The organism is Streptomyces sp. NPDC039462 (assembly GCF_055639375.1).
Genome location: NZ_JBVKAO010000001.1, coordinates 1,214,330 through 1,234,188 on the forward strand (window position 1 = coordinate 1,214,330; position 19,859 = coordinate 1,234,188).

Annotated in this window: 17 protein-coding genes and 1 pseudogene; 6 read left to right on the forward strand and 12 right to left on the reverse strand. The window is 73.5% G+C overall.

What is annotated here, in order from left to right; translation table 11 throughout:
- Positions 1–148: 148 nt before the first annotated feature.
- The 4 genes from ACZ7LU_RS05160 to ACZ7LU_RS05175 all read right to left on the reverse strand — a co-directional run bounded on the left by ACZ7LU_RS05160 (position 149) and on the right by ACZ7LU_RS05175 (position 4,679).
- Entirely contained in the window at positions 149–1,102 is a 954-nt protein-coding gene (locus ACZ7LU_RS05160) for a DUF2510 domain-containing protein (protein WP_468712423.1), read from the reverse strand.
- 85 nt (positions 1,103–1,187) lie between these two features.
- A complete protein-coding gene (locus tag ACZ7LU_RS05165) occupies positions 1,188–2,372 on the reverse strand; it encodes an anhydro-N-acetylmuramic acid kinase (RefSeq protein WP_471915742.1) in 1,185 nt (394 codons plus the stop codon).
- A 121-nt stretch (positions 2,373–2,493) separates the two neighbouring features.
- The gene (locus ACZ7LU_RS05170) at positions 2,494–3,480 is read right to left on the reverse strand and encodes an acyl-CoA dehydrogenase family protein (protein WP_471915743.1); all 987 of its coding nucleotides are present in this window, start codon (positions 3,478–3,480) and stop codon (positions 2,494–2,496) included.
- A complete protein-coding gene (locus ACZ7LU_RS05175; protein ID WP_471915744.1) occupies positions 3,480–4,679 on the reverse strand; it encodes an acyl-CoA dehydrogenase family protein in 1,200 nt (399 codons plus the stop codon). Before ACZ7LU_RS05175 ends, ACZ7LU_RS05170 begins: the two co-directional genes overlap by 1 nt.
- Before the next feature lie 109 nt (positions 4,680–4,788).
- Here ACZ7LU_RS05175 and ACZ7LU_RS05180 point away from each other — a divergent pair, with 109 nt between their 5' ends.
- From ACZ7LU_RS05180 to ACZ7LU_RS05195, 4 genes are all read left to right on the forward strand, one after another.
- Positions 4,789–5,571, forward strand: a complete 783-nt coding sequence (locus ACZ7LU_RS05180; RefSeq protein WP_471150703.1) for an SDR family oxidoreductase — start codon at positions 4,789–4,791, stop codon at positions 5,569–5,571.
- Between the two features lie 15 nt (positions 5,572–5,586).
- Positions 5,587–6,234 carry a TetR/AcrR family transcriptional regulator gene (locus tag ACZ7LU_RS05185; protein WP_398299382.1) on the forward strand — a complete coding sequence of 216 codons (648 nt, stop codon included), beginning with the start codon at positions 5,587–5,589 and terminating at the stop codon, positions 6,232–6,234.
- 46 nt (positions 6,235–6,280) lie between these two features.
- Positions 6,281–7,438: an acetyl-CoA C-acetyltransferase gene (locus tag ACZ7LU_RS05190; RefSeq protein ID WP_398299380.1), complete on the forward strand. Its 1,158-nt coding sequence runs from the start codon at positions 6,281–6,283 to the stop codon at positions 7,436–7,438.
- Between the two features lie 148 nt (positions 7,439–7,586).
- Entirely contained in the window at positions 7,587–10,250 is a 2,664-nt protein-coding gene (locus tag ACZ7LU_RS05195) for an ATP-binding protein (RefSeq protein WP_468086074.1), read from the forward strand.
- Here the strand turns inward: ACZ7LU_RS05195 and ACZ7LU_RS05200 are convergent.
- The 4 genes from ACZ7LU_RS05200 to ACZ7LU_RS05215 are packed head-to-tail and all read right to left on the reverse strand — an operon-like array spanning position 10,230 to position 13,787.
- Positions 10,230–11,306: an NAD(P)H-dependent flavin oxidoreductase gene (locus tag ACZ7LU_RS05200; protein WP_471916481.1), complete on the reverse strand. Its 1,077-nt coding sequence runs from the start codon at positions 11,304–11,306 to the stop codon at positions 10,230–10,232. The two genes, ACZ7LU_RS05195 and ACZ7LU_RS05200, sit on opposite strands and share 21 nt — an antisense overlap.
- A 29-nt stretch (positions 11,307–11,335) precedes the next feature.
- Complete coding sequence (locus tag ACZ7LU_RS05205; protein ID WP_471915745.1) at positions 11,336–12,130, reverse strand: CoA-transferase subunit beta; 795 nt, start codon at positions 12,128–12,130, stop codon at positions 11,336–11,338.
- Positions 12,127–13,035, reverse strand: coding sequence for a CoA transferase subunit A (locus ACZ7LU_RS05210; protein ID WP_468712407.1), 909 nt, complete (start codon positions 13,033–13,035; stop codon positions 12,127–12,129). Before ACZ7LU_RS05210 ends, ACZ7LU_RS05205 begins: the two co-directional genes overlap by 4 nt.
- Positions 13,032–13,787, reverse strand: coding sequence for an enoyl-CoA hydratase family protein (locus tag ACZ7LU_RS05215; RefSeq protein ID WP_471915746.1), 756 nt, complete (start codon positions 13,785–13,787; stop codon positions 13,032–13,034). The genes ACZ7LU_RS05210 and ACZ7LU_RS05215 overlap by 4 nt, the downstream gene beginning before the upstream one ends.
- 69 nt (positions 13,788–13,856) lie before the next feature.
- Between ACZ7LU_RS05215 and ACZ7LU_RS05220 the strand changes: the two genes are divergently transcribed.
- Together ACZ7LU_RS05220 and ACZ7LU_RS05225 are read left to right on the forward strand one after the other, a co-directional pair.
- Positions 13,857–14,621 (forward strand): SDR family oxidoreductase, encoded by a 765-nt coding sequence (locus tag ACZ7LU_RS05220; RefSeq protein WP_471915747.1) that lies wholly within the window; start codon positions 13,857–13,859, stop codon positions 14,619–14,621.
- A 45-nt stretch (positions 14,622–14,666) separates the two neighbouring features.
- The gene (locus ACZ7LU_RS05225; protein WP_471915748.1) at positions 14,667–15,596 is read left to right on the forward strand and encodes an SDR family oxidoreductase; all 930 of its coding nucleotides are present in this window, start codon (positions 14,667–14,669) and stop codon (positions 15,594–15,596) included.
- A gap of 140 nt (positions 15,597–15,736) precedes the next feature.
- Here the strand turns inward: ACZ7LU_RS05225 and pcaDC are convergent, their stop codons facing one another.
- The 4 genes and pseudogenes from pcaDC to pcaH all read right to left on the reverse strand — a co-directional run bounded on the left by pcaDC (position 15,737) and on the right by pcaH (position 19,827).
- Complete coding sequence (pcaDC, locus tag ACZ7LU_RS05230) at positions 15,737–16,882, reverse strand: bifunctional 3-oxoadipate enol-lactonase/4-carboxymuconolactone decarboxylase PcaDC (RefSeq protein WP_471915749.1); 1,146 nt, start codon at positions 16,880–16,882, stop codon at positions 15,737–15,739.
- A 196-nt stretch (positions 16,883–17,078) separates the two neighbouring features.
- Positions 17,079–18,458, reverse strand: coding sequence for a 3-carboxy-cis,cis-muconate cycloisomerase (gene pcaB / locus ACZ7LU_RS05235; RefSeq protein ID WP_471915750.1), 1,380 nt, complete (start codon positions 18,456–18,458; stop codon positions 17,079–17,081).
- A 95-nt stretch (positions 18,459–18,553) separates the two neighbouring features.
- Positions 18,554–19,099: pseudogene (gene pcaG, locus ACZ7LU_RS05240) on the reverse strand (protocatechuate 3,4-dioxygenase subunit alpha); the annotation flags it as partial.
- Positions 19,099–19,827: a protocatechuate 3,4-dioxygenase subunit beta gene (gene pcaH, locus ACZ7LU_RS05245; protein WP_471916482.1), complete on the reverse strand. Its 729-nt coding sequence runs from the start codon at positions 19,825–19,827 to the stop codon at positions 19,099–19,101. The pseudogene pcaG and the gene pcaH, both read right to left, overlap by 1 nt.
- Between the last annotated feature and the right edge of the window lie 32 nt (positions 19,828–19,859).

The window sequence follows — 19,859 nt, forward strand, 5'->3', positions numbered from 1 at the left end:
GGCCCGGGTCTGTCGGATGACGGGACCCGGGCCTGCCCGCGCCGCACCGTGGGGACGGGGGCGGCGCGCATCCCCGGACCGGACGGGGTTCCTCGTGAGCGGCGAGGAACCCCGTCCGGTCCTGTTGTCCGGGCTGTTCCCCGGTCCGTCACACGTCCTGGCCGGCCCCGCCGCCGCCCTCGACGACCGGACCCGCCTTGATCCCCTTCGCGATCTCGTCCATGGCGGACGGCGAGGGGGCCTTGTCGTTGACGTCGATGCCCATGCGGACGACGACGAGCTTCGACTTGTCGGTGGGGGAGGGGAAGGCGAGCGACTCGACGTAGCCGTCGTCGCTCTTCTGCGTGACGGCCTTCCAGCGGACGTGGTAGCCCTTCTGGCCCGCCACGGTGATCGGCTCGGAGGCCAGCACCTTGTGCGAGGTGATCTTGCCGTAGGTCTTGCCGCCGTACCCTTCCTTCGCGTTCTTCTTTATGTCCTCCTTGGCGGCCGCCTCGGGCGTCTTGGCGTCGAGTTTCAGCTGCTCGGCCGATTGCGAGTAGGCACTGCCGCGGGTGCACTGCTCGTCCGGGTTGCCCGGGCAGGGAATCGGGTCGGTCTGCACCCCGGCGCCGAACCGCGTGGTGCCGCCCTTCCAGCCGTCCGGCACGGGGATCTTGATGCCGTTCAGCACGTCGCTCGCGAAGCCCGGGTCCTGCCCCGGGAGCCGGTCCTCGGGTCCGCCCGGCGACCGCGGTGCCCGGGGCGACTCCGTCGACTCCGGCGCTCCCGGCTCCCGCGGGGCGTCGGCCGACGGCTCCTTGCCCACGGTGTCGGCGCCGTCCCCGTCGTCGTCCGAGGTCAGGGCGTACACGCCGCCGCCTATCCCGGCGAGCACAGCGAGCACCACGCCGGCGGCTATCGCCACGCGCAGTCTGCGGCGCGGGGCGGGGGCCTCTCCGGGGTGCGCCGGAAAGGCCGATTGAGTCGGGTACGCCGCGGTACCGGCGGCGGCGCGCACCTGGTCCGTCCACACGTTCCCGTCCCACCAGCGCTCGGTGGGAGGACCGCCGGCGGTCTGGCCGGGATCGGGGTACCAGCCTGGGGGAGTCATCTGGGTCATGGCCGCCAGCGTATGAGCACCGCGTGAAAGGCGGATGAGAGGGGCCGCCCTTGTCCCGGCCTTTTTCCGCCGATCGCCGCTCCTGCTACCGGCCCGCGCTCCCATGGCCGTTGACCAGGAGCCTCTCGGGCCCCGTCGCCCCCTCCACCGTCCGGGGCCACGGCATTCCCCGGCGTCCCGGTGTGATCGAGCCCAGCACGCTCGGGTGCCGCGCCCCCGTGCTCGTGGGCACGGTGCCGGGCAGGCCGTGCAGGGTGAGGAAGCCGAGGACGGCGAAGGCGTACGCCTCCTTCGCCGCGGCGGGCAGGCCCAGCTCGTCGGAGGTGCGCACCGGGATCCCGGCGCCCAACTCCGCCCGCAGCGCGGCCATCAGCGCCGGATTGCGCGTCCCGCCGCCGGAGACGACGACCTCGGAGGCGCGCACGGAACGCACGGCGTCGGCGACCGTCCGGGCGGTGAGCCGGGTGAGCGTGGCGACGACGCCCTCGGCGGACAGCTTCTCGTACCCCTCCAACGCCGTACGCAGATACGGCAGATGGAAGAGCTCCTTGCCCGTCGTCTTCGGCGCCGGGAGGGCGTAGTAGGGCTCGGCCAGGAGCCGCGCGAGGAGTCCGTCGTCGACCGTGCCGCGGGCGGCCAGCTCGCCGTCCAGGTCGTAGGCGAGACGGCCGCCCGTCGCCTCGCGCACCGCGGCGTCGATCAGGGCGTTGGCGGGGCCGGTGTCGAAGGCGGTGCCGTCGGCCGCGGTGATGTTGGCGATGCCGCCGAGGTTCACCGCGGCCGGACTGCCCGGCCTGCCGCGCAGCCACATCCGGTCCACCAGGCTGACCAGGGGCGCCCCTTGGCCGCCGGCGGCGATGTCCCGGGGGCGGAAGTCGGCGACCACCGGCAGGCCCGTCGCCTCGGCGATCCACGCGGGCTGCCCGAGCTGCAGCGTGCCGTGCACCTGCCCGTCCGCCACCCAGTGGTAGACGGTCTGCCCGTGCGAGGCGACCAACTCGGCCCGCCCGTCGCACAGCTCACGGTCCGCCTCGACCGCGGCCGCCGCGAAGGCCCGCCCGATGCCGGTGTCCAGGCGGCAGACCTCGGCGAGCGTGGTGGCGGCGGGCGGCAGCGCGGCCGCGAGCCGGGCGCGCAGTCCTGCGTCGTAGCCGCGGCTGATCAGCCCGAGGGGGGTGAGCGTCAGACGGTCGCCGTCGAGGGCCAGATCGGCGGCTGCCGCGTCGATCGCGTCGTACGAGGTCCCTGACATCAGCCCGATCACGCGCACGTGGGGCCTCCTTCTCGGTCGGCTCACCAATGTGCTTGATCATCGCATCCCGGGGGCCGCGGACGGCTCGTCTTCCCGGAAAGCGGCACGCGGTGCAGCCGCGGGCTCCCCCTCTTCCGGGTCACTCCCGGGCGTCGAGAACCCGTCCTCGCCACACCCCCGGATCCCCCCAGGCGCTCCGCAGCGCCCGCGCCTTCGTGAGCCACAGGGACAAGTCGAACTCCGCCGTGTACCCGATCGCCCCGTGCAGCTGGAGCGCGGCACGGGCCGCGCCGTACGCGGCCTCGCCCGCCGTCACCTTGGCGGCGGCGACATCGGCCCGCGCCATGGTCGTCGCCGCGCCGAACACCAGCGGCCGCGCGAACTCCAGCCGCACCAGCACGTCCGCGAGCCGGTGCTTGACGGCCTGGAACGTCCCGATCGGCGCCCCGAACTGGGTGCGCTGCTTCACGTACGCGACGGTCCTGGCGAGCAGTGCGAGGCCGACGCCGAGGGACTGCGCCGCCGTGGCGAGCGCCGCCCAGTCGCCCGCTCGTCGCGCCGCCGCGGCCACGGCGGGCCCCGAGGCGAGCAGCTCCCCGCCGGGCAGCGGCGCGGCGAGGCGCCGGGCGGGGTCCAGGGAGCGGCGCACGCGCGCGTGCCCGGGCGCCAGCCGCAGGTCGCCGTCCGTCACGGCGAAAATCAGGTCCGCCGCGTCGGCGTCCAGGGCGAGCGGGCCGCCGTCCGGCAGCGTCAGCGTCGCGCTCGCCGCCCCCGAGGCCAGGGAGGGCAGGAATCGTTTGGCCGGTTCCCGCTCACCCTCCTCGGCGAGCTGCGCCAGAAGCACGGCCGCCGCCACCGTCTCGACGGCCGGCCCCGGCACGGCGTGCCGCCCCAGCTCCACGAACGCGACGGCCGTCTCGACGGACAGCGGCCCCACACCCTCGTACTCCACGGGCACCGGCAGCGCGAAGACCCCCGCATCCGCGAGCCGCGCCCACACCGCCCGCCCTCGCGCGGGGTCGCCGAGCCCCCACGCGCGCGTGGCCGCCACTGTGTCGGCCGCCGTGAGCATCGCGTCCAGGGAGCGGCCGAACTCCCGCTGCGCGTCGTCGAGGAGGAACCTCATCAGCGGCGTCCCTTCGGCAGACCGAGCAGGCGCTCGGCGATGATGTCGCGCTGGATCTCGTTCGTCCCGGCGTAGATGGGTCCCGCGAGGGCGAAGACATACCCCTCGGCCCAGGCGGAACCGTCCGGTGGGACGCCGTCGGTCAGTTCCCCGTCCGGGCCGAGCAGGTCGAGCGCCGTCTCGTGCAGCGCGATGTCGTACTCCGACCAGAAGACCTTGTTGAGACTGGACTCGGCGCCGATCGTCTCCCCGGCCGCGCACCGGGAGGCGTTGGCCCAGGTGAACAACGCGTAGGCGCGCGCCCCGATGACGGCGTCGGCGACCCGGTCGCGCAGCGCCGTGTCGGCCGGGTCCGCGCGCTCCCGCCACTGCCGCACCAGCCGGTCCGCGGCGGCGAGGAAGCGGCCGGGGGAGCGCAGCGTCAGGCCGCGCTCGTCGCCCGTGGCGGACATGGCGATCCGCCAGCCCTGGCCCGGCTCGCCGATCACGTCCTCGTCCGGCACGAAGACGTCGTCCAGGAAGAGCTCGGCGAAGGCGGGCTTGCCGTCCAGGCGCCCGACGGGACGGACCGTCACCCCGTCCGCGTCGAGCGGGAACATCAGATACGTCAGGCCCCGGTGCGGCTTGTCCGCGCGCCCTTCGCGCTCCCGTCCCCCTTCGCGGCCCTCGGACGGCCCGCTGCGGAACAGGCCGAACGCCCGGTCGGCGAACGCGGCCCGCGACGACCACGTCTTCTGCCCGCTGATCAGCCAACCACCCTCCGTGCGGCGGGCGGTGGAGCGCAGCGACGCAAGGTCGGAGCCCGCCTCCGGCTCCGACCAGGCCTGCGCCCAGATCACCTCGCCGGCCGCCATGGGAGGCAGCACCCGCGCGCGCTGCTCCTCGGTGCCGAAGTCGAAGAGGGTGGGGGCGAGGAGACTGATGCCGTTCTGCGAGACGCGGCCGGGCGCGCCCGCCGCGTAGTACTCCTCCTCGAACACCAGCCACTTGACGATGTCGACGCCCTGTCCGCCGTACTCCTCGGGCCAGGACACCACCGACCAGCGGTCGGCGGCGAGCGTGCGCTCCCACTCCCGGTGGGCCGCGAAACCCTCCTCGGTCTCCAGTGAGGGCAGGGGTGCGGCCGGCACGTGCGCGGCGAGCCAGTCACGGGCCCGCTGCCTGAACTCCTCTTCCGCGGCGGTGAAGTCGAGGTCCATCAGTGGCCCACCTCTTCGATTCACTCTTCCCTAACAAGTGTTTGGTAGATTAGCCTAGGAGCAGTCCGACCGTCGAGAGCCTGAATCCGGAATCGGGGGGCCGCCGCCCATGGACGCACCCGCTTATGTGCCCGCCCACGACCTGCTCGCGGGCCGCACCGCCGTGATCACGGCAGCCGCCGGAGCCGGCATCGGCGGAGCCACCGCACGCCGCTTCCTGGAGGAGGGCGCGCGCATCGTCATAGGAGACGCCCACCCGCGCCGCACCAAGGAGACGGTCACCTCGCTCGCCGCAGAGTTCGGCGCCGACCGGGTCGACGGCATCCCGTGCGACGTCACCGACGAAGGGCACATCCAGGCGCTGTTCGACCTGGCCGAGCGGCGCCACGACCACCTCGACATCGTCGTGAACAACGCCGGACTCGGTGGCACCGCGGAGCTCACGGAGATGACCGACGAGCAGTGGGACAAAGTCATCGACGTCACGCTGACCGGCACCTTCCGCTCCACCCGGGCCGCCCTGCGCCGCCTGCGGGCCGCCGGCCGGGGCGGCGTGCTCGTGAACAACGCCTCCGTGCTCGGCTGGCGCGCCCAGGCAGGACAGGCGCACTACGCCGCGGCGAAGGCGGGCGTCATGGCCCTCACCCGGTGCGCCGCCCTCGAAGCCGCCCCCCACGGCATCCGGGTCAACGCGGTCGCGCCGAGCCTCGCCCTGCACCCCCACCTCGCGAAGGTCACCTCGCCCGGCCTCCTCGAAGAGCTCACCGCACGCGAGGCGTTCGGACGGCACGCGGAGCCCTGGGAGATAGCCAACGTCATCGTCTTCCTGGCCGGCGGCTACTCCTCGTACATGACGGGGGAGACGGTCTCGGTCAGCAGCCAGCACGCCTAGGCGGAGAATGAGCGTGTGTCGAAACAGAAGCAGAGCACCAGTGACCAGCCGGCCACCGGCAAGAAGAAGCCCCAGGTGAGCCCCTCGCCCGAGCGCCGCCGCGAACTCCTCGGCATCGCCGCCGACGTCTTCGCCGAGCAGGGGTACAACGCGACCACGGTCCGCAAGATCGCCGACTCCGCGGGCATGCTCGCCGGCAGCCTCTACTACCACTTCGACTCCAAGGAGTCGATGCTCGAAGAGATCCTCCGCACCTTCCTCACCGAGCTGTGGGACGGGTACGACACCGTCCTCCAGGCCCAGCTCGACCCCCGAGCGACGCTCGAAGCCCTCGTCACCGAGTCCTTCCGGGAGATCGACCGGCACCGCGCCGCCGTCGCCATCTACCAGAAGGAGGCCAGGCACCTGGTCGCCCAGGAGCGCTTCCAGTACCTGTCGGACTCGCAGCAGCGCTTCGAGAAGGCCTGGCTGACGACACTGGAGCGAGGCGTCGCGGAAGGCGTCTTCCGCGCCGACCTGGACGTCCGGCTCGCCTACCGCTTCGTGCGCGACACCGTCTGGGTCGCCGCGTCCTGGTACCGCCCCGGCGGCGGCCACAGCCCCGAGGAGATCGCCCGCCAGTACCTGTCGATGGTCCTGGACGGCATCTCCGTACGTACGTAAGCGGAGCGTCGACGCACGGCGCCCCCCGACCGAGGAGTACGCAGTCATGGCCGAGGCCTACATCGTCGAAGCGGTCCGCACCCCCGTCGGCAGGCGCAAGGGAGGACTCTCCCGGGTCCACCCCGCCGACCTGGGCGCCCACGTCCTCAAGGCGCTCGTCGAGCGCACCGGCATCGACCCCGCCGCCGTCGAGGACGTCGTCTTCGGCTGCCTGGACACGGTCGGGCCGCAGGCCGGCGACATCGCCCGCACCAGCTGGCTGGCGGCCGGACTCCCCGAAGAGGTGCCCGGCGTGACGATCGACCGGCAGTGCGGATCGTCCCAGCAGGCCGTGCACTTCGCGGCCCAGGGCGTCCTGTCCGGCACCCAGGACCTCGTCGTCGCCGGCGGCACACAGAACATGTCGATGATCCCCATCGCCTTCGCCTCCCGGCAGGCCGCAGAACCCCTCGGCCTCACCGAAGGCCCGTACGCGGGCAGCGAAGGCTGGCGCGCCCGCTACGGGAACCGGCCGGTGAACCAGTTCCACGGCGCCCAGCTGATCGCCGAGAAGTGGGGCATATCCCGCCGCGACATGGAGGAGTTCGCGCTCCGCTCGCACCGGCGGGCGGTCCGCGCCATCGACGAGGGCCGCTTCGACCGCGAACTCGTCGCCCACGGAGAAGTCACCACCGACGAGGGCCCGCGCCGCGACACGACCCTGGAGAAGATGGCCGCCCTCAAGCCCGTCCTCGACGGCGGCACGATCACCGCCGCCTGCTCCTCACAGGTGTCCGACGGCGCCGCCGCCCTGCTCATCGCGAGCGAACGCGCCGTAAGGGAACACGGTTTGACGCCCCGCGCCCGCGTCCACCACCTCTCCGTGCGCGGCGAGGACCCCATCCGGATGCTCTCCGCACCCATCCCCGCCACCGCGCACGCCCTCAAGAAGACCGGCATGGGCATCGACGACATCGACCTCGTCGAGATCAACGAAGCGTTCGCGCCCGTCGTCCTCGCCTGGCTGAAGGAGACCGGCGCCGACCCCGAGAAGGTCAACGTGAACGGCGGCGCGATCGCACTCGGCCACCCCCTCGGCGCGACCGGCGCCAAGCTCATGACGACCCTCCTGCACGAACTGGAGCGCACCGGCGGCCGATTCGGCCTCCAGACGATGTGCGAGGGCGGCGGCCAGGCCAACGTGACCATCATCGAACGCCTCTGACGGCCCGCCGGTGTACACCGGCCGTCCCCGAGACGCCCTCTTCCTCACCCCTTGCGGGAGTACCTGCCCCGACCGCGCTCCACAGCGGCCCCGACCCGGCTAGTCTCGACTTCTGTACGTCGATTGAGCGACCCCGGGAGGTAGCGCGATGACGCAGGCACGGCCCGGAGGAGCCGCCTGGGCCCCGCTGTGGGAGCGCGACGCCGAACTCGCCGCGGTGGCCCGGGCCGTCGAGGAGCTCTGCGCCGACGCGACGACCACGGGCACCCTGCTCGCCTTCTGCGGAGAGGCCGGCATCGGCAAGACCGCGCTCCTCGCCGAAGTGCGCCGCATGGCCGAGGGCCGCGCCACGGTCTGGTCCGCCCGCGGCGGCGAGACGGTCACCTCCGTCCCCTTCAACGTCGTACGGCAACTGCTGCAGCCCGCGCTCGTCCAGCTCACCCCCGACGAGGCCCGCGAGTACTTCGGCGACTGCTACGACATCGCGGGACCCGCCCTCGGCATAACCGAGCCCGGCGGACCCCAGGCCGACCCGCAGGGCGTCTGCGACGGCCTCGTGGAAGCGGTCTCCCGGCTCTCCCGACTGCACTGGCCACTCGTCCTCCTCATCGACGACGCGCACTGGGCCGACCAGGAAACCCTGCACTGGCTGGCCACGTTCGCCCAACGCCTGGACGAACTGCCCGTACTCGTCGTGGTCGCCCGCAGGCCCGGCGAGGCCACCGGCGACAGCGCCCGCCACCTGGCGACGGTCGCCGCCGAGGCCCGCTCCTTCAGCACACTGCGCGCCCTCACGCCGGACGCCGCGGCCGGCCTGACCCGCGCGACGCTCGGCGAGCACGCCGACGCCCCGTTCTGCCGCGAGGTCTGGGCGGTCACCGGCGGCAACCCGTACGAATCCGTCGAACTCCTCGCCAAGGTGCAGGACAGCGAACTGGAACCGGTGGAAAGCTCCGCCGACGAACTGCGCGCCCTCAACCGCAGCGCCCGCGGCCGCGGTCTCGTCGCCCGCCTCGAAGGACTCGGCACCGACGCCACCCGCTTCGCCTGGGCCGCCGCCATCCTCGGCAGCGCCATCTCCCTCGACCTGGCCGCCCAGCTCGCCGGAATGCTGCCCGACAACGCCGAACGCTGCGCGGAGCGGCTGTGCGCCGCGCGCATCCTCACCGAGGGCGACGACGGCCTGGAGTTCGTCCACCCCCTGATCGCCAGCACGGTCTACCGCTCGATCCCGGCGGCCACCCGCACCGCGATGCACGGCCAGGCCGCCTCCATCGTCACCCTCTCCGGCCGCGGCGCGGCGGCCGCCTCCCGGCACCTCCTGGAAGTGCACCCGGACGACGACCCCGAGCTCGTCGAGCAGCTGCGCGAGGCCGCCGCGGAACACCTCGCCGTCGGCGCGCCCGACGCGGCCCGCCGCTGTCTGGAGCGGGCCCTGCGCGAGCCGCCCCTGCCCGAGATCCACGCGCGCGTGCTCTACGAACTCGGCTGCGCCACCATGCTCACCTCGCCCGCCACCACCGTCCGCCATCTGCGCGAAGCCCTCTCGATGCGTGGCCTCGACAGGGAGCTGCGCGTCGACGCGGTCTGTCGTCTCTCCCAGGCCTTCGTCCACAACGACCAGCTTGAGGAAGGCCTGCGGGCCATCGCCGAGGAGGCGGCCAGGCTCGAACAGGGGCCCGCGAGGCTGCGCCTGCAAGCCGTGCAGTACATGTGGGAGGGCATCCACGCGGGCGAGCAGGACTCGCCGGGACGCTCGCGACGGCTCGCCGCTCTCGCCGGACCCCTCACCGGCCGCGACAACTCCGAGCGCGCCCTGCTGATCCTGCGCGCCTTCGACGCCATGACCCGCGGCGAGAGCGCGGATCTGGTCGTCGAGCTCTGCGACCGCGCCCTCGTCAACGGCCGCCTTGCGCCCGGACTCGGCTGGACCGACACGGAGTGGAGCTTCGAGCTCCGCCTGATGCTCGGCGGGTCGTACGCCTTCTCGGACCGCCTCGACCGCGCGGAGAGCCTGTTCACCGAGGCCGTGCGCGCCTACGAGACCGCGGGCTGGAGCGGCGGACACCTCGCGCTCGCCCACGCCTTCCTCGGGTACGTGTACCGCAGGCGCGGACGGCTGACGGACGCCGAGCGCTCCCTGCGCGAGAGCCTGCGCCTTGCCGACCGCGTCGGCCAGGGCCTGCCCATGCACTGGGAGGCGGCCAGCATGCTCATCGACACGCTCCTGGCGCGCGGACACATCGACGAGGCCGGTGAGGTCGCCGACCGGTACGGCTTCGCACCGCCCTCCGCCTCCACGATCTACGTCCCCGACGCGCCGTCCGTGCGCGGACGGCTGCTGCTCGCCCTCGGGCGCACGGAGGAGGGGCTCAACGAACTGGAGGCCACGGCGAAGGCGCTGACGGCGCGCGGCCAGTACAACACCGTCCTCGCCCCTTGGGCGTACGACCTCGCTCGCGCCCTGGTCGACGAGGACCCCAAGCGGGCGGCGCACCTCGTCTCGGACGCCCGGATGCAGGCCGAGCGGTTCGGCACGGACACCGCGATCGGGGAGGCGCTGCGGTGTGCGGCGGCCCTGGAGAGCGGCCCGCGCTCGGTGGCGCTGTACCGCCAGGCCGTCACCTATCTGGAGGCTTCGCCCTGCGCGTACGAACACGCGGTCGCCCGCGTCGAGTACGGGATCGCGGCGGGGTCCGCGGTGGAGCTGGAGCACGGACTGACCCTGGCGCGGACCTGCGGGGCGGACGGTCTCGCCGACCGCGCCCTGGATCACCTGGGTCCTAGGTCCTCAGTCGCCGGGCGGGCCTGATCCCGGTCCGCACCGACCGGGCAACGCGTCCATGGCCTCGTAAGCCTCCCGCATCAGCCGTGCCACCAGCTCCGCGCACGAGGGCAGGTCGTCTATCAGCCCCGCCACCTGGCCCGAAGCCATCACGCCCAGCTCCGGACGGCCGTCCACCATCGCCGATCTGAGCATCATGGGCGTGTTCGCGGCGAGGAGGACCTGGCTCCAGGTGAGGTCCTTGCCGCGCTTCATCGCGAGGCCGTCGCGGGCCAGCCGGGTCCAGCCGAGGCCGGACACCTTCCGGAACGCCGCCGCGTGCCGCACCGCGCGGGCGAGCGAGGCGAGGCGCCCGGACCGCTCGAGGGCCGCCACAAGCTCCGTGCGCAGCATGCGGTGGGGGAGGCCGTCCACGCGCGTGGTGACCGTGACGTCCTTGACGGAGGCGGCCAGATAGCGGGCCTTGACCGCGTCCGGCACCGTCGAGTCCGAGGTGAGCAGGAAGCGGGTGCCCATGGCGACGCCCGCGGCTCCGTAGGCGAGGGCGGCGACCAGGCCGCGGCCGTCGTAGAAGCCGCCGGCCGCGACCACGGGAAGGTCCACCGCGTCGACGACCTGCGGGAGCAGCACGGTGGTGGCGACCTCGCCGGTGTGCCCGCCGCCCTCGCCGCCCTGCACGAGCACCGCGTCCGCGCCCCAGGCGGCGACCTTCTCGGCGTGCCGTCGCGCGCCGATCGAGGGGATCACCACCACGCCGGCGTCCTTCAGCTCGGCGATCAGCTCCTTGGACGGCGCCAGCGCGAAGGACGCGACCCGCACCCCTTCGTCGATGATGATGCGGACCCGGTCCCGCGCGTCGCCCGCGTCCGCCCGCAGGTTCACCCCGAAGGGCGCGGGCGTACGGGACTTGACCTCGCGGACGGCCGCCCGGAGCTGTTCGACCGTCATGGTCGCGGAGGCCAGGATGCCGAGCGCCCCGGCGTTCGCGGTCGCGGAGACCAGGCGGGGGCCCGCCACCCACCCCATACCGGTCTGGACGATCGGATGCCGGACGCCGACCAGTTCGGTGAGGGGCGTCCTCAGCGTGGGTGTCACGAGCGGCGGCTCCGGTGTCACGGGCGCACCTCGCGGTCGCGCAGGCCGCCCGGGTCGACCACGTCACGGATCAGCCGCAGCTCCTCGGCGGTCGGCCCGCGGGTGTACGGGACGTCGTCGTCCGGCACGGCCAGGGTGAACCCGGTGGCTTCGCGCACCTCCTCCAGCGTCACGCCCGGATGCAGGGACACCAGGCGCATCCTGTGATCCGGGGTGTCGAAGTCGAAGACGCCGAGGTCGGAGACGACCCGGCGCAGCTCGTGGAAGCGGGTCGCGGAGGGCCCGGCGGCGGCCGCGCTGTCATACCCCACCCCGCTGATCATGTCGACCTTCTCGACGAACACCCGGGACGAGTGCCGCGGGATCCAGTAACTCACCGGGTTGTTGAGCGTGTTGACCGGCGCGCCGCGCACGCCCAGGAGCTGCCGCTTCGGGCGCTCCCAGGCGCCGATGCACGAGATGTTCTGGTTGCCGAAGCGGTCGAGCTGGCTCGCGCCCATCATCACGTGCCGCCGGCCGCCCATCACCATGGTCAGATGCCTGCGGTACGGCAGCCAGCCCTCGGCCACCGCCGACGCGGAGCCGACGGCCGGGACGTCGCCGATGAGCAGGGCCTCGCCGTCCGTGAGCAGCAGGTCGGGGGAGAAGGTCAGCTTGGCGAGGCGGGCCGCGACCGAAGGGACCGTGCCCATGGGGGAGGCGAGGATCTCGCCGTCGTCCCGCCAGGCCTCGGCGCAGGCGATCACGCAGTACTCGGCGCGGGTGGCGGTGTGTCCGGGCGCCTCCGGCGTGCTCGGTCGGGGCCGTGTCATCGCTGCTCCTTGTGCCAGGTCTGGACGGCCAGTTGGTAGTCCCGCTCGGTACCGGTGAGGAAGCGGCCGCGGAAGGCCTGCCAGGCCTCGGGGTCGGCCGCCGCGGTGGCGTACGCCTTCTGGAAGGGCTCGTCGCGGCCGTAGTCGGGGACGCAGGACGTGAAGTGCGCGCCCTTGGGCGTCTCGGTGACGCCCGTCACCGAGTGGCGGGAGACCAGCATCGTCTGGGGCGCGGCGTGCGCGGTGAGCTCGGCGGAGTCGACGATCCGCTCGCACGAGACGTACGCGGTGTCGGAGGCCTCGCAGAACAGGTCGTCGAAGTAGGGGTCGGGGCCGAGGTACTGGCCGTTGCCGAAGCGGTCGGCGCGGTTCATGTGGACCAGGGCCGCGTCCATCCGCAGGGCGGGCACGGCGACGAGTTCCTCCCCGTCCTCGTACGGCGAAGTGACGGTCCGCAGGTGGGGGTTGACCCGCAGGACGTCCGAGCCGAGCCCGGCGCGGATCGGCAGGAACGGCAGCCGCTGGGCGCCCGCGGTGAGGCCCTGCATGAACATCGCCTCGTCCAGCTCGGAGAGTTCGAAGGCGGCACGCTCGCGTGCCGCGCGGAAGTGCGGCTCCAGGGGGATCGAGTCGAGTGTCGTGAAGGCCGTGACGAGCTTGCGGATGCGGCCGGCCGCGGCGAGCAGGCCGATGTCCGGGCCGCCGTACGACACGACGGTCAGGTCCGTGACGTCGGACCGCAGCAGTGCGCGGACCAGCGCCATCGGCTTGCGGCGCGAGCCCCAGCCGCCGATGCCGAGCGTCATGCCGCTGGCCAGCCGCCCCACGATCTCCTCAGGCGTCATCCTCTTGTCGGTCCTGCTGTCGGCCCTTTTGTCGGTCCTGCTGTCGGTCTCGTCGCTCATGACTCGCCCTCTTCTCGCGTCCCGAACTCCTCACGGATGCGGTCGGCCAGGCCGCTGAGGTTCGCCTCGAAGGTGAAGCCCTGCTCGAAGCGGTAGCTGCGGTGCACGTCCACGGGGTCGATTCCGTTGATCGCGGCCTTGGCGAAGCGCAGCAGCGTGCCGTCCTTGCGGGCGATCTCCCGCGCCAACTCCAGGGCGGCGTCGCGCAGTTCCGCGCGGGGCACGACCTGCCACACGGATCCGTGTGCGTGCAGCTCGGCGGCCGTCGCGGTCCGTGAGGTGTAGTACAGGGCGCGCATCAGGTGCTGCGGGACGAGGCGGGCCAGATGGGTGGCCGCGCCGAGCGCGCCCCGGTCCAGCTCGGGCAGGCCGAAGGTGGCGTCCTCGCTCGCCACGATCGCGTCCGCGTTCCCCACGAGGCCTATGCCGCCGCCCAGGCAGAAGCCGTGCACGGCCGCGACGACGGGCACCTCGCACTCGTACACCGCGGAGAACGCCTCATAGCAGCCGCGGTTGGCGCCGATCAGCGCGGTGTGGCCGGGGTCGCGCTGCATCTCCTTGATGTCCACGCCCGCGTTGAACCCCCGGCCTTCGGCGGTCAGGACGACGCAGCGGGTCTCGGGGTCGCGGCCGGCGGCGCGCACGGCGCCCGCCAGGTCGTACCAACCGCGCACCGGCAAGGCGTTGACGGGTGGGTGGTCGACGGTGACGACGGTGACGCCCTTGTCCGGGGCGGAGGTGGAGACAGACATCAGACGATCCGCTACCTTTCAACCCACACGCCTTCAACCAAACATTTGTTAGTTCGAAAGGTAGCAGCGATGACTGACACCCGACAGGTGGTCGTCGTGACCGGCGGCACCCGCGGCGTCGGTGCCGGAATCGCCCGCAGCTTCCTCGCCGCCGGCGCCCGGGTCGTCATCTGTGCCCGCAGGCCGCCGGACGAGCCCGTCGAAGCGGCGGGCGCCGCCGCCGAGTTCAGGCCGCTCGACCTGCGCGACGCGGCGGCGGCCACCGCCTTCTTCGCGGAGGTCGCCGCGGCCCACGGGGCGGTGGACGCCCTGGTGAACAACGCGGGCGGCACACCGTTCGGACTGCTCTCCGAGACCGCACCGGCCCGCCAGGCCAAGATCGTCGAGCTGAATCTCCTCGCTCCCTTGTACGCCTCGCTCGCCGCGTACGAAGTGATGCGCGGTCAGGAGACCGGCGGCAGCATCACGATGATCGGCAGCGTCAGCGGGACCCGGCCCTCGCCCGGCAGCGGCGCGTACGGCGCCGCGAAGGCGGGCCTGGAGAACCTCGCGGGGACCATGGCCGTCGAGTGGGCCCCGGCCGTCCGCGTCAACACGGTCGTCCTCGGCCTCGCCCGCACGGAGAGCGCCGCCCTGCACTACGGAGACGACGAGGGCGTCGCCCGGGTGGCCCGCACCGTCCCGCTGGGCCGCCTCGCCGACCCCTCCGACGTCGGCGACGCCTGCGTCTTCCTGGCCTCCGACCGCGCCAGGTACATCAGCGGAGCCGCGCTCCGGCTGCACGGCGGAGGCGAACGCCCCGCGTTCCTGGACGCGGCGTCCGTCAACCACTGAACGCGCGCGTCCGTCAACCGACCGCACAAAGCGAGGAGTTCCGCCATGACGTCAACTGCCAAGCCTGACGGGATCTGCGAAGGCCGCGTCGTGGTCGTCACGGGTGCGGGCCGCGGCCTCGGCAGGGCGCACGCGCGCGCGTACGCGGCCGAGGGCGCCCGGGTCGTCGTCAACGACCTCGGCGTGGGGCCCGACGGCTCCGGGGCTTCCGGCGGGCCCGCCCACGACGTCGTCGAGGAGATCCGCGCGGCGGGCGGCGAGGCCGTCGCGCACGGCGGCGACATCGCCACGCCCGAGGGCGCCGCCTCGCTGGTGCGGACCGCCCTCGACACGTACGGGCGCCTCGACACCCTCGTCAACAACGCGGGCTTCCTACGGGACCGGATGCTGGTCAACCTCGAGGAGGACGACTGGGACGCCGTAATGCGCGTACACCTCAAGGGGCACTTCCTCCCGCTGAAGCACGCGGGCGCCCACTGGCGCGCCGAGGCGAAAGCCGGCCGGACGCCGCACGCGTGCGTGGTCAACACCAGCTCCGGAGCAGGCCTTTCGGGCAGCGTCGGACAGGGCAACTACAGCGCCGCGAAGGCGGGCATCCTCGGCCTCACCCTGGTCGCCGCCGCCGAACTGGCCTCCTACGGAGTGCGCGTGAACGCCATCGCACCTGCCGCCCGGACCCGCATGACCGAGCAGACCTTCGCCGAGACGATGGCCGCCCCCGAGGACGGCGGCTTCGACACGATGGCCCCGGAGAACGTGTCCCCTCTCGTCGTCTGGCTCGGCTCACCCGCCTCCGCCGGGGTCACGGGCCGCGTCTTCGAGACCGAGGCGGGCCGCATCACCGTCATGGAGGGCTGGCACCCCGGCCCCACCGCCGACAAGGGCGCCCGCTGGACCCCGACGGAGGCGGGCGAGACGGCATTGAAGCTGCTCGCGGCCGCGAGGCCACCCCGCCCGGTGTACGGGTCCCGCTGATCCCACACCCCCCGACCCCACGGAGTCACCCTCCGTCGGACTTTGCGTTGGCGCTTCGCAGGGGGGCGAAGGGGGATCCGGTGCAGTCGTGGTGCGGGGCCCAGGGGCGTCGGTCGGCGCGCGTCACCCTTCGTCGCGTCCTAGGCCCCGGCTTCCTCGGCGAGTACCCGTTCGGCGACTGCGAACGCCGCGTTGGCTGCGGGAACTCCGCAGTACACCGCCGTCTGCAGCAGGACCGCGCCGATCTCCTCGGGCGTCAGGCCGATTCCGCGGGCGGCGCGTACGTGCATCGCGAGTTCGTCGAGGTGGCCGTGGGCGACCAGCGCGGTCATGGTGATCATGCTGCGCTCGCGGCGTGCGAGCGTGGGATCGGTCCAGATCTCGCCCCACGCGTAGCGGGAGATGAAGTCCTGGAAGCGTGCCGTGAAGGGTGTCGTGCGCGCCTGCGCGCGGTCCACGTGCGCGTCGCCGAGCACGGCGCGCCGCACCGCCGTGCCGTTCGCCGGCGGGCCCGTGAAGTGGGTGCGCAGGGCCGCCGCCACGGCGTCGGGGCGCTCCGCCGGGGCCAGGTGGGAGGCGTTCGCGAGCTCCGTCAGGGACGCGCCGGGGACGGCGTCGGCGATCTCTCGCGCGTGGGCGGGCGGAGTCGCCGGGTCCGCGCGCCCGGCGACGACCAGCGTCGGCGCGACGATCGACGCCAGCGCGTCCCGCACGTCGTACGCGGCCAAGGCGTCGCAGCACGCCGCGTACGCACCCGGATCGGCGGCCCTGAGGTCCGCCACGAGGGCGGGCACCGTGAACCCCGGCGTGAACCAACGCTCAGGCGCCGACTCCGCGATCCCGGCAAGCCCCTCGCGGCGCGCCAGCGCGGCCCGCTCCCGCCACGGTGCGGCGCCGCCGAAGTGCGCCGATGAGCAGATCACGGCGAGGCCGGTCACCCGGTCGGGGTGCCGGGCCGCGAGCTGGAGCCCCACGGCGCCGCCGAGCGAGACCCCGGCGTACGCGAAGCGGTCGATGCCGAGCGAGTCGGCGAGCGCGAGGACGAGCCCGGCGAGGTCGGCGACCGTCGCGCCGGGGCCGATCAGGTTCGCGGGCGACCTGCCGTGGCCCGGCAGGTCCCAGCGCACGACCCGGTGGGTGGTGGAGAGTTCGGGTGCGACGGCGTCCCACAGGGCGGTGGAGGTGCCGAGGGACGGGCCGAGGAGGAGCGGCGGCGCGGTCGCCGCCCCTTCGACGGTGTGGTGCGGCAGCGGCAGCTTGCTCCTGCCGCGCGGTTCGTCGGTCAACGTCGCTCCAAGTCACGGTCGGTGAGGTCGCCGGGTGGTTTGTCGGTCAACGTCGCTCCTGGGAGCGGTCGGTGCGGATACCGGGTGGTGCGTCGGTCGACGTCGCTCCAAGGCGCGGGCGGTGAGGTCACCGCGCAGTTCATCGGTCAACGTCGCTCCTGGGAGCGGTCGGTGCGATTACCGCGCGGTTTGCCGGTCAACGTCGTCCCAGGGCGCGGTCCGTGAGGTCACCGGCGAAACCGGTGTAGCGGGTGGGGTCGGTGAGCTCGGCGAGCTCGGTGAGGTCGATGTCATCGAGGGCGGGGTCGTCGGCGAGGGCCTCCGCGAGCGTCCGGCCCTCGGTGCGGGCGCGCCGGGCCGCTCCGGCCAGCAGCTCCTTCGCGCGGGCCGCGCCGAGCGACGGCGTGAGCTCGATCGCCAGCCGCTCGGAGACGATCAGCCCGCCGGTGAGGCCGAGATGTGCACGCATCGCCTCCGGGTGCACCCGCAGCCCCTCGGCGAGCTCAGCCGCGTCCCGTGCCGCACCCCCGGCCAGCCGCAACAGGTCGCGCAGAGTCTCCCACTCGGCGTGCCAGGCCCCCGCGGGCCGCTCGTCCTCGGCCGCAAGCGAGCCGTACAGGGTCGCGACGAGACCGGGCGCGCGCCGCGCGGCGGCGGCGATCAGCGTGGCACGTACGGGATTGCTCTTGTGCGGCATGGCGGACGAGCCGCCGCCCGCGCCCTCGGAAACCTCCGCGATCTCGGTACGGGAGAGGGTGAGGACGTCGGCCGCCACCTTGCCGAGGGCACCCGCGGTGAAGGCGAGGGCGGAGGCGAGATCGACGACGGGCGTGCGAAGACTGTGCCAGGGCAACAGCGGCGCCGACAGCGCCAGTTCGTCGGCGAACGCCGCCACGACAGTCTCCGGGGCCGGGACCGGAGTCTCCGGGACCGGAACCGGCGACGCCCCCGAGGCCCTCCCCGCCCGAGCCATGTACGCCCGGAACGACGCCAGCGTGCCCGCCGCACCGCCCAGCTGGGCCGGCAGGCTCCCGCGCACGGCCTCGGCCCGGTCCCGGGCATCGAGGGTGAGGGAGCGCCAACCCGCCGCCTTCAGGCCGAAGGTCGTCGGCACCGCGTGCTGGGTGAGGGTGCGGGCCGGCATCACCGTGTCGCGATGTTCGGCGGCGAGGCGGGCCAGTGCCTGTTCCGCGCGGGACAGGTCCGCGAGGATCAGGTCCAGCGTTCGCGCGGAGAGCAGCATCAGGGCCGTGTCCAGGATGTCCTGGCTCGTCGCGCCCCGGTGGACATAGGGCGCCGCGTCCGCGGGCACCGCCGCCGTCAGGGCCGCCACCAGCGGGATCACCGGGTTTCCGCCGTCCCGCGCACGCAGACCGAGGTCCCGCACGTCGAATCGGCCGACGTCCGCGGCCGCCTCCATGACCGCTGTCGCAGCCTCCGGGGGCGCCAGGCCCACAGCCGCCTGCGCGCGGGTCAGGGCCGCCTCGGCGGCCAGCAGCGCTTCCAGGAAGGAGAGGTCGGAGGTCGCGTCGGCGGCGGGGGAGCCCGCCCACCCCGGGGAGAACAGGCCGGTCACGGGGACACCTCCGGTGCTGCCGGGACGTCCGGGACTTCCGCTGCTTCCAGGACTTCCGAGGCTTCCGGGGCTTCCGACGCCTCGGGGCACGCCGGGAACTCCAGGAAAACCGTTTCACCGGGCCCCTGGAGGCGGATGTCGAACCGGTACGTGCGCGGGGCCTCGCCCCGGGCGACCAGCGTGGCCCGGCGCTCGGCCGCGAGGGAGCCGAGCAGCGCGTCACCGGGCTCGTCCACCAGGTACGCGCGCGTGTACAGGTGGTGCAGCAGACCGCGCGCGAAGACGGCGAGCGAGATGTACGAGACGCCCCCCGGCGGCAGCGTCCGCACGGCCCAGTGGCCGTCGGCGTCGGTCGGCACCCGGCCGAACCCGGTGAACGCGACACCGTCACGCCCGACGACCCGCCCCGTCACGGGGTCGTGCCGCAGCGATCCCGGCACGCCCGCGCGCGAGCCGTCCGGCCCGGGCTGCCAGGTCTCTATCAGGGCGTCGGGCACGGGCTGCCCCGCGCCGTCGAGCACGTACCCGTGCAGGATGATCGTCTCCGCGTCGCCGGAGGGCGCCACGTCGCCGCCACCGGGGAACGGCAGCGCGTATCCGTAGAAGGGACCCACGGTCTGGGAGGGGGTGGGTGCGTGCATCAGTGGTCGTCCTCCTCCTCGAAGAGCGTCGCGGACGGGCCGTCCAGGACGATGTCCCAGCGGTGGCCCAGGGACCACTCGGGGACGGAAAGGCCGTGGTCGTACGCGCAGACGAGGCGCTGCCGCGCCGACTCGTCGGTCACCGAGCTCAGCACCGGGTCGTACGGCAGGAGCGGGTCGCCGGGGAAGTACATCTGCGTCACCAGGCGCTGGGTGAACGCCGTGCCGAAGAGCGAGAAGTGGAGGTGCGCAGGACGCCAGGCGTTGGTGTGGTTGCGCCACGGATAGGCGCCAGGCTTGACGGTCGTGAAGGAGTACCTGCCGTCGTCATCGGTCAGACAGCGGCCGAAACCCGTGAAGTTCGGGTCGAGGGGCGCGGGGTGCCGGTCCAGTTGGTGGGCGTACCGGCCCGACGCGTTGGCCTGCCACAGCTCGACCAGCTGGCCGCGCACGGGCCGCCCCCGGCGGTCGAGGACCCGGCCGCTCACGGTGATGCGCTCGCCCAGCGGCTCGCCCGCGTGCTGCCGCGTCAGATCGCTGTCCAGCGCGGAGACGTCGGTGACGCCGAACGCGGGGCCGCTCAGCTCCACGGCCTCCGGGTCGCGCAGCGGGATCAACGGCTGTTTCGGGTGCCGCAGATGGGTGCTGCGGTACGGCGGGTAGTCGCGGGGCGGATGGTGCGCGCCGGGCGGTGCGGACAGCTGTGCTTTCGCGACCTCGGCGTCCATCGCGTCCTGGCTGAGCCCGTCCGGCAGAGGTT

What these genes read in the sequence shown, in the direction of transcription:
- ACZ7LU_RS05175 (WP_471915744.1), bottom strand. Translation starts at nt 4,679, where the DNA reads ATGGACCTCGACTTCACCGCCGCGGAAGAGGAGTTCAGGCAGCGGGCC.
- ACZ7LU_RS05215 (WP_471915746.1), bottom strand. Translation starts at nt 13,787, where the DNA reads ATGTCTGTCTCCACCTCCGCCCCGGACAAGGGCGTCACCGTCGTCACC.
- ACZ7LU_RS05220 (WP_471915747.1), top strand. Translation starts at nt 13,857, where the DNA reads ATGACTGACACCCGACAGGTGGTCGTCGTGACCGGCGGCACCCGCGGC.
- ACZ7LU_RS05225 (WP_471915748.1), top strand. Translation starts at nt 14,667, where the DNA reads ATGACGTCAACTGCCAAGCCTGACGGGATCTGCGAAGGCCGCGTCGTG.
- ACZ7LU_RS05170 (WP_471915743.1), bottom strand. Translation starts at nt 3,480, where the DNA reads ATGAGGTTCCTCCTCGACGACGCGCAGCGGGAGTTCGGCCGCTCCCTG.
- pcaH (WP_471916482.1), bottom strand. Translation starts at nt 19,827, where the DNA reads ATGGACGCCGAGGTCGCGAAAGCACAGCTGTCCGCACCGCCCGGCGCG.
- ACZ7LU_RS05190 (WP_398299380.1), top strand. Translation starts at nt 6,281, where the DNA reads ATGGCCGAGGCCTACATCGTCGAAGCGGTCCGCACCCCCGTCGGCAGG.
- ACZ7LU_RS05160 (WP_468712423.1), bottom strand. Translation starts at nt 1,102, where the DNA reads ATGACCCAGATGACTCCCCCAGGCTGGTACCCCGATCCCGGCCAGACC.
- ACZ7LU_RS05180 (WP_471150703.1), top strand. Translation starts at nt 4,789, where the DNA reads ATGGACGCACCCGCTTATGTGCCCGCCCACGACCTGCTCGCGGGCCGC.
- ACZ7LU_RS05210 (WP_468712407.1), bottom strand. Translation starts at nt 13,035, where the DNA reads ATGAGCGACGAGACCGACAGCAGGACCGACAAAAGGGCCGACAGCAGG.
- ACZ7LU_RS05205 (WP_471915745.1), bottom strand. Translation starts at nt 12,130, where the DNA reads ATGACACGGCCCCGACCGAGCACGCCGGAGGCGCCCGGACACACCGCC.
- ACZ7LU_RS05195 (WP_468086074.1), top strand. Translation starts at nt 7,587, where the DNA reads ATGACGCAGGCACGGCCCGGAGGAGCCGCCTGGGCCCCGCTGTGGGAG.